Genomic DNA, 13,667 nt, shown 5'->3' on the forward strand with positions numbered 1-13,667 from the left:
GTCAAGCCTCCTGTCGCGGAGTGGGATGGAGGGCGGCGACGCCCATGCCGGTGAGCCAGGCGTCGATCGGGGCGTAGGCCAGGGTGCGTCCCGTGGCCGGGCCGACGGCGGCGGCCATGGCGATCCAGGACCGGATCTCCTGGGCGCCGTTGCCCGCCTCCGCGGTGAGTTCGTCGCTGGTCATATCGAGGATCCGGGCCAGGTCACCGCGGTCCAGCAGGTCCAGGAACCGTTCGTCGAAGCCGGGGTTGATGTCGGGCTCGGCGGTCCGGATGATCTGGCGGCGGCGGACCTCGTACTCGCTCCAGGAGTCGCGGCCGTTCAGCCAGGCGCGGATGAGGAACCGGTCGTCCTCGCTGAGCGCGTCGTACCACTTGGGCCACGGCAGCCGGTGCGACAGCCCGCCGGAGGCGATCACCGCGACCCGCCCGGCGGCGCCGTCCGACCGGACGGCCGCGCCGATCGCCTCGCCGAGCGCGTGGCAGCGGCGCAGCGACGGCAGCGGCGGCGCGAACATGTTGACGACCACCGGGACCACCGGGACGTCGAGGTCGGGCACGAGGTACTGGAGGCTGTGCGTGATGCCGTGGTCGACGGTCAGCCGCAGCGAGAACGCCGGATCGAATCCGCCGTCGACGAGCGAGTCCACCAGGTGCCGGGCCAGGGCGGTGTCGACCGGCAGCGGGCCGCCCGGCGTACCGGCCTCGCCGGCGCCGTTCACCTCGCCGACGCCGACCGTGAACGCCGGCATCATGTCGAGGAAGAACCCGCGGAAGTGGTTCGACCCGATGACGACGACCGCGTCGGGACGGGCTTGAGCGAGGAGTTCGCGGGCCTCGGCCAGGCCGTCGCGGAACCGGTGCGCCCCTGGGAGATGGTCGACCTCGTCCCAGTGCGTGTTCATCAGAGTGCTGTGCGAGGCCCCGACCCCGAGCACGACTGTACTCACGTGAGCTCCTCGCGGGTGCGGGTGCAGGTGTTGACGATCGTGTGGACCAGGGCGCGCACCAGCTTGCGGGCCTCTCGGACGTCGACGACGTTCATCCCGGCGGGGAAGTCCAGGTTCATCGGTGCGTCGTCCCCGATCCTGTCCATGCCGGTGCGTGCGGTGGGGATGCCGCGGTTGCGGAGGATGTTGGCGTCTGTGGCGCCGCTGTTGTTCAGGATCGGCTCGTGGGGCCGCCCTTCCAGTTCCTCCCAGGCGTCCTTTGCGGCTGTCACGATCCAGTTGGACTCGGGGGTCGCGGTGCCGGGGATCGCCAGGGTCATCTCCCACTCCAGGACGATCCCGGGGTGCGCCGCGCGGATGCGTTCGATCGCCTCGGCGAACTCGCGCTTGGCCTGCGCCGGCGTGGTGCGGGGGCTGATCCGCAGGTCGACGTGGAACCGGCAGGTCGCGGGGGAGAGCGAGGCGGTGCGGCGCCAGCCGCCTTCGATGCCGCCGATGTTGCCCTGCGGGGCGACCAGGCCGCTGGTGTGGCGGGCGGTGTACTCGGGGAACCATTCTTCGAGCCCCGCGATGACGGTTCCGGCGTCGACGATCGGGTTGCGGTAGGGCATCCGGTGGCGGCTGCCGACGTAGCTGTAGGTGCCGTGCACGCGGACCTCGAACCAGCAGAGGCCGACCTCTTCCCAGGCGGCCGTCCAGCCGGGCTTGGCGACCAGGGCGTAGTCGGCCCAGACGCCCTGTTCCAGCATGAACGAGCAGCCGTTGCCCTGTCCGGCGTTGTACCGGCGGGCGTGCGGGACGGTCCGCCGGTTGGTGGGCATGCCGCCGGCGCCGAGCCCGATGAGCAGGTCGCCGCGCAGCGGGATCCCGGCCGCCGACACCGCCTCGGCGGCGGCGATCAGCGCGGCGCCGTGCCCTTTGGGGTTGCTCGCGCCGAGGCCGATGACGAAGTCGCCGTCCACGATCGAGGACGGACGCATGTCGTCCCGCAGGGCCGCGCCGACCTGCGGGACGTCCTCCTCCTCGGTGCCCACGGTCAGGCTGTCGATCGGCGCGTACAGCAGGAGGTCCGGGCCGGTGCCGTCGCCGCGCAGCCGGCCCACGGCGTTCCCCTGGTCGTCGTCGATCGGCTGGTAGCGGCCGCTCAGGCCGGACTCGTCCAGCCGGTCGGCCAGCCAGCGGGCCAGGGGGCCCTCTTCGCCGGTCGGGCTGGGGATGTCGACCATCCCGGCGATCAGTTCGGTGAGCCGCCGGTCGTCGATCCTGGCCCAGGCGGCCTCGGTCCAGGCGCGCCGGGGCATGTCAGCGTTCCCCGGCGACGGGCCGCTCGTCGCGGACGACGGTGCCGGTGGCGTGCAGGAACGCCAGGCTCGCGGCCCGGCGCAGCGGGCGGGCGGCGACCAGCCCGATCCCGACGGCGGCGGCGGTGAGGAGCAGGGTCTTGCGTGACATCGGTGAGCCTCCTACGACAGGTTTCCGTCGAGGTGGGCGGCCGCCAGCGCGGCGTAGGCGGCGGGCCGCTCCTCGGCGGGGTGGTGGGCGGTGCGTCCCAGGACGGCGACGTCCGCGCGGGGGAGCCGCGCCGCCACCGCATGCGCGTACGCGGGTCCGGCGAACGGGTCGTGCTCGCCCCACAGCAGCAGTACCGGGGACCGCACGTTGGGCAGATCCGCGGTGAGGTCTTCCGGGACGCCGCGTTGGTCTGGGGCGGGGGTGAGGCTGGCCTCGTACCGCAGCTGGACGGTCCGGTCCGGGAGCCCGGACGGGTCGTGCCATTCCAGGTCCGCGATGAGCGCCCGCATCTTTTCCACGGTGGGCCCCTCGCCTCCGTAGTAGTCGGCGCGGGCGCGGGGGCCGAGCGTGGTGTCGGACCGGACTCCGCAGGGCCCCGGGACGGGCTGGCTGCCGGTCACGACCAGCCGCCCCGCCCGGTCCGGATGGCGGGCGGCCAGCGCGAGTGCGACGGACCCGCCCAGCGACTGGCACACGAAGTCCGCCCTGCCGACGCCCAGGGCGTCCAGCGCGCCGAGCACCGCGGCGGCGTGGAAGGACGCCGCGGGCCCGGTGATGTCGGGCGCCTCGGACGCGCCGTACTGGGGCAGGTCGATGAAGATCAGCCGGCGGTCCGCGGCGAGCCGGGCGGCCACCGGGCCGAAATCGGTCCAGGCCGTGCAGCCCGGCCCGCCGCCGTGCAGCAGGACCGTGGGACGGCCGGAACCGAGTTCGGCGACGTGCAGCCGCGCGACGAGCCGGCCGTCCGGGGGCGCGTCAACGCTCAAGGCGACCCCTGGCGTGCTGGACCTTCAGGTCGCTCTTCTCGATGTGCCGCCGCCAGGCGGTGAGGGACAGGTCGGGCCGGTACAGCTTCTCCGGCGGGGCGTCCATCACGTCGACCATCCAGGCGTCCTGGCCGGTGAACTGGCCGTGGAACAGCCAGCGGATCCAGGAGAGGTACTTGGCCTTGAACACCGCCGCCTTCGGCCCGTCCTCGAACCGGACCATGATCTGCACGTACCTGACGTGATCGGCGTCCACCGGCACGTACCACTCGTAGTGGATGAAGTGCGGGTAGGCGACGCGGAGCAGTCCGGGCAGCCGGATCGACACGAACCCGGGAATGTTCATCTTCTTGATGACCGGGTTGACGTCGGCGGACTTGCCGGGATGGTCGGGCAGCGGCATCCGCTTCCACCACCGCTTGTTGCTCCAGGTGCCGTAGCCGGGGTAATCGGCCTCCCAGTGCACCTCGTCCTGCACGCGGATGAGCCAGCTGCCGGATTCGATGACACGGGTCATGTTCCAGGCGGGCATCACCTTGAACAGCCGCCACAGCGCCGTGTTGTGGAGGTACTTGGCGTGCCCCTCGTCGAAGCCGTTCTCGGCGGCGAACCGCCAGTTGCCCTTGCGGACGTCGGTGCGTCCGCCCATCACGAACGCGTTCTCGGTGAGTTCGGCGGGGATGTCGCGCTCGACCGGGGGCGGGTCGCCGTCGCCGATGTAGACCCAGACCAGCCCGAGCCGTTCCCGGACCGGGTAGGTGCGGACGGATATCTTGCCGCAGATCGGCGACTCGGGGCCGTCGGTCAGGACCGCGCCGAGCCTGCCGTCCTTCAGGTCGAACGTCCACCCGTGGTAGGCGCAGCTGATGCTGCCCTCGAACTCGCGGCGGCCGAGCGAGAGCGGGACGCCCCGGTGCGGGCAGCGGTCGTGCAGGGCGCGGACGGTGTCGCCGTCCCGGATCAGGACGATCTTCTCGCCGAGCAGGGTGATCGGCATGGGCTTGGAGCCGATCCGCCGGGCCCACTGCACCGGGTACCAGAAGTCGCGGAAGCCGAGGGTGGCGTCGTTGTAGGTGGGCCAGGACGACCAGTCCTGCCCTGCGGGTGCCGGGGTCTTCGCGGCGGGCGCGGGGCCGCCCGCCCGGCGCGGCCGCCGGCGTGCGACGGCGGGCGGCTTCTCAGCGGGCTCGGCCATGGTCGACCTCCAGAATCGTCAGGGGCGGGCTCAAAGGTCGAGCACCAGCCGTTCGGTGCGGGACCGGGAGACGCAGACCATGAGCGTCCGCCCGGCCTCCTGCTCGGCGCGGGACAGCAGCGAGTCGCGGTGCTCGGCGACCCCGTCGAGGATCTTGACCTCGCAGCTTCCGCAGATGCCCTCGCGGCACGCGGTCGGCACCGCGACCCCCGCGTCGTCGAGGCAGTCGATGATCGGACGGTCGGCGGGCACCGGAACGGTGATCTCGGAGCGGGCGCAGTCCACCTCGAACGCCCGCTCGGCGGAGGCGTCGATGGCGAACGTCTTGGCCTTGAAGCGTTCCAGGTGCAGGGCGCCGTCGCGCCATGCGGCCGCGCAGCGCTCCTCCACCGCGTCCAGCAGCCCGCCGGGGCCGCAGCAGTAGATCGCGGTGCCGTCCTGCGGGGCGCCGAGGAGGGCGTCCAGGTCGAGGGGGCCGTGCTCGGCCTCGACGACGGCGTCGACCTTGCCGCCGTGACCGGCCAGGTCGCCGAGGAAGGCCATCGTCTCCCGGCGCCTGCCGCCGTAGGCGAGCCGCCAGCCGGCCCCGGCCGCCTCGGCCGCGCCGATCATCGGGAGGATCGGGGTGATGCCGATGCCGCCCGCGATGAACAGGTAGCGCTCGGCCGGGACGAGCGCGAAATGGTTGCGCGGGCCGCCCACCTCGACCAGGTCGCCGGGCCGCAGCTCGTCGTGCACGTAGGCGGAGCCGCCGGTGGAGTCGCGCTCCCGGAGCACCGCGATCTTGTAGGTGGACCGGTCGGCGGGGTCGCCGCACAGCGAGTACTGGCGGACGAGGCCGGGCCGCTCCAGGTCGATGTGCGCGCCGGGCTCCCACGCGGGGAGCAGCCCGCCCTCGGGGTCGGCGAGGGTCACCGACAGCACCCCCTCCGCCTCGCGGCGGAGCTGCTCGACGCGGAGTTCGAGCACGCCCTCGTCGGGGTCGTCCACCGGTTCGTTCACGCCGACCTCCCTCGATCCGGCTCGGCTTGCCTGTTCGGTACTATGTACGGTGCCGCGTACGGAAGTCAAGTTGGACGTTGCCTGACCTGCGCGGACGCCGGGGGCTCAGGCCGTCAGAGCACCTTCTCGAGGAAACGCGTGACCGCCGCGGCGAACAGGTCGGGACGATGGTCGACCGACGGGACGCCGGTACCCGGCAGGAGTTCGGTGTCCGCGCCGAGCCGGTCGGCCAGGGGGGCCATGTCGGGCCTTGAGTAGTCGTCCAACTCCCCGCACAGCACCAGGGCGGGCGCCTGGACGAGGCCGATGCGGTTCTCCATCTCGTAGGCGTTGACCGCGCGGTGCCCTTCCTCGACGCGGTCCAGGACGTTCAGCGCGTCCCGCACCAGGCGGTCCAGCAGGTCGGGCCGGTCGTCCGGGTAGTACGACAGGCGATTGGTCCACAGGTCCATCAGGTGCGAGCCGTCCGGTCGAGGGGTGACCTCGTCGATGGGCGGCCGCTTGGCGACCTTGGCCCGGCGGGCCGCGTCCACATACGGGACCCCGGACAGCACCAGCGCGCTCACCCGTTCGGGTGCGCGGGCCGCCACCTCGGTGGCGATCACGCCGCCGGTGTGGTGCCCGACGAGGGCCACCCGCTCCAGGTCCAGGGCGTCGCACAGCGCGAGCACTCCCGACGCGAACAGTTCGATGCTCCATGGGCCCGCGGGCCGGTCGGACGCGCCGAAACCCGGGGTGTCCATCGCGATCGCCCGGTAGCGGGCGCCCAGCAGCGGCAGTACGTCCCGGTACTCGTCCCACGAGCGCGGCGTCTGGTGCAGGAGGAGCACAGGGGTTCCCCGGCCCTGCTCCGCGTAGTGGATCAGCCCGTCCGGGGTCGTGGCGTACGCCCGCGTGGGCGCGGCTTGCGGGCCGGGACGGCCCATCGGCTGCTCGTGCACTGTGCGACCTCCTGGTGCGGTCATTCGTACGGTTCCCTCTGGACCGATCTCGATTGCTCTGACGTCGGCAAACGCGGCGCGACCCTTGACAAGCGTTCTTTGTGCCGTACATAGTACGGCACCCTTAGGCGAACGCCACCGGCACTGGGCCGTCACCCCCGTCCCCTGGGGCGAGGCGTTCCCCGCCCCTGTTCTCCGGAGGTGCGTCCATGACCGCCATGACCAGTACCGCGCGGCAACGTACGAAGGCCGCGCTCGGAAGCTGGGTCGGCACCACGATCGAGTACTACGACTACGCGTGCTACGGCCTCGCGGCGTCGGTCGTCTTCGGCGACCTCTTCTTCCCCGCGGACGACCCGCTGGTCTCGACGCTGCTGGCGCTGTCCAGCTTCGCCGTCGGCTACCTCTCCCGCCCGCTCGGCGCACTGATCTTCGGCCACTTCGGCGACCGCCTCGGCCGCAAGACGGTCCTGGTCGTGACGCTCGTCCTCATGGGCGTCTCCACCCTGGCGATCGGCCTGCTCCCCGACTACGCGCAGATCGGGATCGCCGCACCGGTCCTGCTGGTCATCGCCCGCGTGCTGCAGGGCATCTCGGCGGGCGGCGAGTACGGCGGCGCCATCCTGATGACCGTGGAGCACTCCGGCCGGAAACGGCGCGGGTTCTTCGGCTCGCTGGTCAACACCGGCACCACCGCCGGCCTCCTGCTCGCCAACCTGGCCTTCCTGCCGGTGTTCGCGATGGACGACGCGGCCATGAAGGCGTGGGGCTGGCGGATCCCCTTCCTGGTCAGCGCCGTCCTGGTCGTGGTGGGTCTGCTGGTCCGGCTGTCGGTCGAGGAGACGCCCGAGTTCGACAAGGTGCAGCGGCGGGAGGCCGTCCACCGGCTGCCGGTCGCCGACGTCTTCCGCCACCACTGGCGGACCGTGGTCCTGGTCGCGCTCGCCATCGTGTGCGCCGGCAGCGTCTTCACCCTGGTCACGGTGTACTCCCTCTCCTACGGGAAGGGCGAACTCGGGCTGAGCAGGGACGTGATGCTCTCCGTCCTGCTGCCGGCCACCGTGGTCGTCCTGATCTGCGTGCCGCTGTTCGGACGGCTGGCCGACCGCATCGGTGTCCGGGCCGTCTTCCTCGCCGGGGCGGCGTCGCTGACCGTCCTGCCGTTCGTCTGGTTCGCCCTGCTGGACACCAAGCAGTACGGCTGGATGCTGCTCGGGTTCGTGCTGCTGCTCATCGGCTACTCGGCCAACTACGCGGTGGTCCCCGCGTACTTCTCCGCGGTCTTTCCGTCGGCGATCCGGTTCAGCGGAATGTCGATCGCCTTCACGATCGGCCTGATCGCGAGCAACGCCATCGCGCCCGCCCTCGCCACGTCGCTGCTGGCGGCGACCGGCGGGTGGCACGCCATCGCGATCTACATGGCGCTCGCCGCGATCGTGTCACTCGTCGCCGGGGTGTTCCTGCGCCTGCCGGACGAGCCGGCGGCCGACGCCCCGGCGGTCGCGCTCGACGAGGAAGCGGCCCAGGCCGAACGTTGACGACGACCTTTCCCCGGGCGTGCCCTGTTCCGATGTGGAGCAGGGCCGCCGGAGTCTCGGCCGGTTCGGTCAGTGCGGCCAGGTTCCGCCGGTTCGGGGACGCGACGAACCGGCGCAGCCTCTGCCGGACGAAGGGCGGCAGCAGCAACGGCCTGTGACCGGGGCTGCGGGCGGGCGGCTGGTTCCTGCAGGCATTTCTTCCGCCGTTTCTGCCTGGTTCCTGGTGGTGCCCAGCGCGGACCCTAGAGCGGTGAACGTTGACCCGATGAGCGAGACCGTCCTGGACGAGACGTGGGTCCGCAGCTTCCAACCCGGGCCCGGCAAGGGCGTGCCGCTGGTCTGCTTCCCGCACGCCGGGGGCTCGGCGAGCTACTTCCGTCCGCTGTCCGCGGCGTCGCGGTCCGATCTTCGGGTGCTCGCGCTGCAGTACCCGGGACGGCAGGACCGGCTGCGCGATCGCCTCCTGTCCACCGTCGACGAGTACGCCGACGAGGCGTTCACCGCGCTCGAACCGCTCATGGACCGTCCGGTGGCGTTCTTCGGGCACAGCATGGGGGCCGTGATCGCCTTCGAGGTGGCGACCCGCATGAAGGAGCGGCGCGGCGCGGCGCCGGTCGCGCTGTTCGCGTCCGGTCGGCGGGCGCCCTCCACGCACCGGGACGAGAAGGTCCACAAAGGCGGCGACGCGGCCCTGATCGCCGAGCTGGATCGGCTGAGCGGCACCGACCGGCGCGTGCTGCGGGACGAGGACGTCCTGCGCATGGTCCTGCCGTCGATGCGCAGCGACTACAGGGCGGTCGAGACCTACCGCCACCGGCCCGGCCCCAAGCTGGACTGCCCTGTCGTCGTCCTGGCGGGCGAGGACGACCCGAGGGTCGACATGGACGAGGCCAAGGCGTGGGGCGACCACACCACGGGCGCGTTCGAGGTGTGCACGTTCCCCGGCGGCCACTTCTACCTGGCCGACCAGTGGGAGGCCCTCGTCGAAGTGGTCTCCCGGCGCCTGGACGACATATGAACGGAGACCCCCGAATGGACGAGATCCGGGACGCCATCCTGTCCGGAACGGCGGAGCCGGCGGACTTCGCCGCGCTGCCGATACCGGAGAGCTACCGGGGCGTCACGGTGCACGCGGACGAGACCGACATGTTCGCTGGCCTGGACAGCGCCGACAAGGATCCCCGCAAGTCGCTGCACCTGGCGGACGTCGCGACCCCCGAGCTCGGCCCCGGCGAGGCGCTCGTGGCCGTGATGGCGAGCGCGGTCAACTACAACACCGTCTGGTCGTCGATCTTCGAGCCGCTGCCGACGTTCGCGTTCCTGCGCAAGTACGGCAGGACGTCGCCGCTGGCGGCACGGCACGACCGTCCCTTCCACGTGCTCGGCTCCGACCTGGCCGGCGTCGTGCTGCGCACCGGACCCGGCGTGCACGCCTGGCAGCCGGGCGACGAGGTCGTCGCGCACTGCCTGAGCGTCGAACTGGAGCACCCGGACGGCCACGACGACACCCTGCTCGACCCCGAGCAGCGGATCTGGGGCTTCGAGACCAACTACGGCGGCCTCGCCGAGATCGCGCTGGTCAAGGCCAACCAGCTGATGCCCAAGGCGCCCCACCTCACCTGGGAGGAGGCCGCGAGCCCCGGGCTGGTCAACTCGACCGCCTACCGGCAGCTCATCTCCCGCAACGGCGCCGCCATGAAGCAGGGCGACGTGGTGCTGATCTGGGGCGCGTCCGGCGGGCTGGGCTCCTACGCGACGCAGCTGGTCCTCAACGGCGGGGGCACGCCGGTGTGCGTGGTCTCGACGCCGGAGAAGGCGGAGATCTGCCGGCGGCTCGGCGCCGAGCTGATCATCGACCGGGCGGCCGAGGGCTACCGCTTCTGGAAGGACGAGCAGAGCCAGGACCCGCAGGAGTGGCGGCGCTTCGGCGCCCGGATCCGTGAACTCACCGGCGGCGAGGATCCGGACATCGTCTTCGAGCACCCCGGCCGGGACACCTTCGGCGCCAGCGTCTACGCGGCGCGGAAGGGCGGCACGGTCGTCACCTGCGCGTCCACCTCGGGCTATCTGCACCAGTTCGACAACCGCTATCTCTGGATGAACGTCAAGCGGATCGTGGGTTCGCACTTCGCGAACTACCGCGAGGCCGCCCTGGCGAACCGGCTGATCGCCAAGGGCCGGATCCACCCCACGCTGTCGTCGCTGTACCCGCTGGAGGAGACCGGGCAGGCCGTGCACGACGTCCACCGCAACGTCCACTGCGGCAAGGTCGGCGTGCTGTGCCTCGCCCCCGAAGAGGGCCTCGGCGTCCGCGACCACGAGCTGCGCGAGCGGCACCTCGGCGCCATCAACCGGTTCAGGCCTTGACCCGCCCCGCTAGGGGCGGGTGGTCGACTGATGTCTGCCGTGCAGCAACTTGCCGCCGAGCGGGGTGGTCGTGTGCACCACCATGTTGGCGTTCCGGCGGCTGATCACCAGTTCGGCGTCGCGCAGTGCCGAGACGTGGTAGCTCACGGTGCCGGCGGAGACGTTGAGGAGCTTCGCCAGCTCGCCGGTCGACCTGCCCGGCCGGGTCGCGACCAGGATCGCGGCACGGGTCGCGCCCAGCAGCGCGGACAGCCCCTCGGCGGTCGGGGCCGAGGGGAAGCCCGCCTGGGCGATCGGGTAGACCAGCACCGGCGGGAGCGTCACGTCCGCCAGGGTGATGGGGTAGGTCTGGCAGAAGAACGACGGCAGGAGCGTGATCCCGCGGCCGTCGAGACGCAGATCCCGGTCGACCGGATAGTTGATCTCCAGTACGGGCCGCCGCCAGGACGTCTGCGGTGACAGCGTTTCCAGCAGGTGTTCCGGCCCGCCGTCGAGAAGGGCCTGGCCGCGGGCCGTCCGGTCGGTGTCCACCCGTTCCTGAATATGGTGCCAATAGGGCGCGAGGGCGAACCGGTGGTAATCCCCAAGCGCCTTTCCCAGGTTATGCAGAGGGTCGGACTTTCCGGCCGCGAGCTCTCCGGCCCAGGCGGGAAGCCGGCTTACCGCACCCAGTCGCTGCATTTCCCGCCGCAATCGTGGCGGTGGTGTGGACAGGACCGCGTCGATGCCTTCGACCAGATTCCCGGCCGCGTGTGACGGCGTCAGGAAATCGGGCATGTAGGTCGCGATCGGGGCGAGCGGCATGAGCCGTGCGAGCTGGCCGCGCCGCCGCTGATCGGTGAAACGTCCGCGGACCTCGCGGCGCCACTTATCCAGCGTGAATGCCGGGCGGCGGGTCTGCAGGATGTGCAGGCTCAGCACGATCTCCCACATCGGATCGGCCGCCGCCGCCACGCGCGTGCGGATCAGGTCTTCGCTCGTGAAGTGGATGCGAAGCAAGGCTGTGTCCCCCGGGAGCGAACAGGATCTTCCAGGTGGGACGCCCGGGGCCGGGGCACGGTTCCCCCGGTCCGTGTGAACTCCTGGTGAAGAGCCTCACACCGGCGCGGTCCGCTGCCGGCGGGGGGCATTCGGAGGACATTCGGAGGCGGCGGAGGGCGCGTCACGCGAGGTCTTTTGAGCCTGCTCGAAAGACATTGCCGCGGGCCCCGCGGACTCGCGATGATCTGAGTGGTGTTTTGTGGATGGCCAGCTCACAACGCCTTTGCCGGCGTCCGGTGAAGTTGTCGCCACCGGGGCGCCGAAGGCGGCGGTGAACACGCTCGGCCATGAAGATTCCCGGCCGCGCGGCAAAATTCGCCGGCGTGACTCTCAAGTAGCGTGTGAGATCTGTACTTGATCGTCGGGGGCAGCGATCGATGCGCGCAGCCTCGACGGCTTCCAGTCGGGAGGGCTGATGTCGCAGTTGCCGAAGCGACTCGGTGACGCAACGAATGGCGAGTTCTCGTCGCTGCTGCGTGCTCTTCGCGAAAGGGCGTGCCTGACCCAGGAAGAGTTGTCGGAACGCTCCGGGCTGAGCGTTCGGACGATCTCCGACCTGGAACGCGGCCGGACGGCCAGGCCGCAGCGCAAGTCGGTGGCCCTGTTGGCCGCGGCGCTGCGGATCGAAGGCGAAGCCCTGGAGGCGTTCCGGCGGCTCGCCCGGCGCAAGTCCGGCTCCGCCGCGGACGGTGCCTTGGCAGACGAGCGGGAGACCGTGCTTTCCGAGCCGGTCGAGGCGGTGGGGGTGGCCGGGCTGGTCGCTCGCCTGCTGACCGTCCTGGAAGCCGGCCCCGCGGTCACCGGATCTCTCGACGACGGTTCTTTCGACGACCGGGTCGAACTGCTGCGTGTCACGCTGCGCCGCGCGCTGCTGGTGCTCGACAACGTGGACGCCGCACCGGAACGTTCCGCGGTCACGGGCGGGACGGGCGGCGCGGTCATCGAGCTCATGCCGCACCGGCTCGGCCGGCCGGCGCCCGCGGTGGCCGTCCAGGCGAGGGGACCGGCCGTGTGCGACGTCCCCAGGTCCTCCCATCGCTTCAACCGTCGCCCCGATCGAAACGTTAGGAAATACCCCTATGCCTGAAGCGTTGCCCACCCTGGAGTCGTTTCCTACTGCTCGAACATGTTTGTTCGGCCCGCCCGAAGAGTTGACGGCCCGCCGCGAGACGGAGCCGATCAGCAGGTTCCGCTACCCGGACGGGCACTTGGGCTGGGTCGTCACCGGCTATTCGGCCGGCCGCCAGATTCTCGCCGACCTGCGCTTCAGCTCCCGGCCCGAGAACATTCATATCCCGATTCCGGGACCGTTCGCGTCGAACCGTCCGGCCTACCCGGGCTTCTTCGTGGAGATGGATCCGCCGGACCACACCCGGTTGCGCCGCCTGCTCACCGCGCAGTTCACGGTGCGCCGGATGAACCAGCTCGAACCGAAGATCGCGGAGATCACCGGTAGGCATCTCGACCGGATGGCGAGCATGGGACCGCCGTGCGATCTGGTGTCCGCGTTCGCGCTCCCGATCCCGCTGCTGACCATCTGCGAACTGCTCGGGGTGCCCTACGCCGACCGTGAGCGCTTCATGGAGTGGCAGACGACCGCGCTCGACCTCGACTCCGGCAACAAGGAGTCCGAGGCCGCGATCGGTGAGATCGTGCAGTACATCGCCGCCCTGGCGGTGCGCAAGCGGGCCGAGCCCGGCGACGACCTGCTCAGCGGCCTCGCCGCCAACCCGGAAGTGACCGAGCTGGAACTCGGCAACATCGGGACGCTGCTGCTGATGGCCGGTCACGAGACCACCACCGGCATGCTGTCCCTCGGGGTTCTCGCGCTGCTGGCGCACCCGGACCAGATGGCCAAGCTGCGCGACGACCCTTCGCTCGCAGAGGGCGCGGTCGAGGAGCTCATGCGCTATCTGAGCGTCCCGCACATCGGCCCGAACCGGGTCGCGCTGGAAGACGTCGAGGTCGACGGCATCCTGATCCACAAGGGTGAGACCGTCACCCTCTCGCTGTCGTCGATCAACCGGGACCCGGCGCAGTTCCCCGATCCCGAGACGCTGGACATCACCAGGTCGGCGCGCGGCCATCTGAGCCTCGGCCACGGTATTCACCAATGCCTCGGCAACAACCTGAGCCGGGTCGAGCAGCGCGTCGCGTTCACCGCACTGCTGCGCAGGTTCCCGGACATCGAACTCGCCGTCCCGCTCGAACAAGTGCGAATGCGCGACCAGCGGGCTTTTTACGGAGTGGACGAACTCCCGGTGACCTGGTCGGCGAACCCGGCCTGATTTCCGCGGCGCCCAAGGCGTGCGGCCCTGCACGCCTTCCCGACAAGACCTGAGACTGCCCTAGGTG

Annotated in this window: 13 protein-coding genes; 5 read left to right on the forward strand and 8 right to left on the reverse strand. The window is 71.1% G+C overall.

Annotation, left to right across the window (positions count from 1 at the left end):
* Position 1 precedes the first annotated feature (1 nt).
* From ABD340_RS05180 to ABD340_RS05210, 7 genes are all read right to left on the reverse strand, one after another.
* Complete coding sequence (locus tag ABD340_RS05180) at positions 2 to 949, reverse strand: DODA-type extradiol aromatic ring-opening family dioxygenase (RefSeq protein ID WP_344587303.1); 948 nt, start codon at positions 947 to 949, stop codon at positions 2 to 4.
* Positions 946 to 2,250 (reverse strand): M20 family metallopeptidase, encoded by a 1,305-nt coding sequence (locus tag ABD340_RS05185; RefSeq protein WP_344587305.1) that lies wholly within the window; start codon positions 2,248 to 2,250, stop codon positions 946 to 948. Before ABD340_RS05185 ends, ABD340_RS05180 begins: the two co-directional genes overlap by 4 nt.
* Position 2,251: 1 nt before the next feature.
* Complete coding sequence (locus ABD340_RS05190) at positions 2,252 to 2,401, reverse strand: hypothetical protein (RefSeq protein WP_344587307.1); 150 nt, start codon at positions 2,399 to 2,401, stop codon at positions 2,252 to 2,254.
* 11 nt (positions 2,402 to 2,412) lie between these two features.
* Positions 2,413 to 3,228 carry an alpha/beta fold hydrolase gene (locus ABD340_RS05195; protein WP_344587308.1) on the reverse strand — a complete coding sequence of 272 codons (816 nt, stop codon included), beginning with the start codon at positions 3,226 to 3,228 and terminating at the stop codon, positions 2,413 to 2,415.
* Positions 3,218 to 4,423, reverse strand: coding sequence for a Rieske 2Fe-2S domain-containing protein (locus ABD340_RS05200; protein ID WP_344587309.1), 1,206 nt, complete (start codon positions 4,421 to 4,423; stop codon positions 3,218 to 3,220). The genes ABD340_RS05195 and ABD340_RS05200 overlap by 11 nt, the downstream gene beginning before the upstream one ends.
* A 30-nt stretch (positions 4,424 to 4,453) precedes the next feature.
* Positions 4,454 to 5,425: a PDR/VanB family oxidoreductase gene (locus tag ABD340_RS05205; protein ID WP_344587310.1), complete on the reverse strand. Its 972-nt coding sequence runs from the start codon at positions 5,423 to 5,425 to the stop codon at positions 4,454 to 4,456.
* Positions 5,426 to 5,538: 113 nt separating this feature from the next.
* Positions 5,539 to 6,366 (reverse strand): alpha/beta fold hydrolase, encoded by an 828-nt coding sequence (locus ABD340_RS05210; protein ID WP_344587311.1) that lies wholly within the window; start codon positions 6,364 to 6,366, stop codon positions 5,539 to 5,541.
* Between the two features lie 209 nt (positions 6,367 to 6,575).
* On the opposite strand from ABD340_RS05210, the gene ABD340_RS05215 reads away from it, so the two are divergent.
* From ABD340_RS05215 to ccrA, 3 genes are all read left to right on the forward strand, one after another.
* Positions 6,576 to 7,904, forward strand: coding sequence for an MFS transporter (locus tag ABD340_RS05215; protein ID WP_344587312.1), 1,329 nt, complete (start codon positions 6,576 to 6,578; stop codon positions 7,902 to 7,904).
* A gap of 265 nt (positions 7,905 to 8,169) precedes the next feature.
* Positions 8,170 to 8,922, forward strand: a complete 753-nt coding sequence (locus tag ABD340_RS05220; protein ID WP_344587313.1) for a thioesterase II family protein — start codon at positions 8,170 to 8,172, stop codon at positions 8,920 to 8,922.
* Between the two features lie 14 nt (positions 8,923 to 8,936).
* Positions 8,937 to 10,271, forward strand: coding sequence for a crotonyl-CoA carboxylase/reductase (gene ccrA / locus ABD340_RS05225; protein ID WP_344587314.1), 1,335 nt, complete (start codon positions 8,937 to 8,939; stop codon positions 10,269 to 10,271).
* A 9-nt stretch (positions 10,272 to 10,280) separates the two neighbouring features.
* Here ccrA and ABD340_RS05230 read toward each other — a convergent pair whose 3' ends face one another.
* On the reverse strand, positions 10,281 to 11,225 hold the full coding sequence (locus ABD340_RS05230) for a winged helix-turn-helix domain-containing protein (protein ID WP_344587315.1): 945 nt from the start codon (positions 11,223 to 11,225) through the stop codon (positions 10,281 to 10,283).
* Positions 11,226 to 11,727: 502 nt separating this feature from the next.
* Here ABD340_RS05230 and ABD340_RS05235 point away from each other — a divergent pair.
* Together ABD340_RS05235 and ABD340_RS05240 are read left to right on the forward strand one after the other, a co-directional pair.
* Entirely contained in the window at positions 11,728 to 12,399 is a 672-nt protein-coding gene (locus ABD340_RS05235) for a helix-turn-helix domain-containing protein (RefSeq protein WP_344587316.1), read from the forward strand.
* Complete coding sequence (locus ABD340_RS05240) at positions 12,392 to 13,600, forward strand: cytochrome P450 (RefSeq protein WP_344587317.1); 1,209 nt, start codon at positions 12,392 to 12,394, stop codon at positions 13,598 to 13,600. The genes ABD340_RS05235 and ABD340_RS05240 overlap by 8 nt, the downstream gene beginning before the upstream one ends.
* The last annotated feature ends 67 nt before the right edge of the window (positions 13,601 to 13,667 follow it).

Source organism: Actinomadura vinacea, assembly GCF_039532545.1.
GTDB lineage: Bacteria > Actinomycetota > Actinomycetes > Streptosporangiales > Streptosporangiaceae > Spirillospora > Spirillospora vinacea.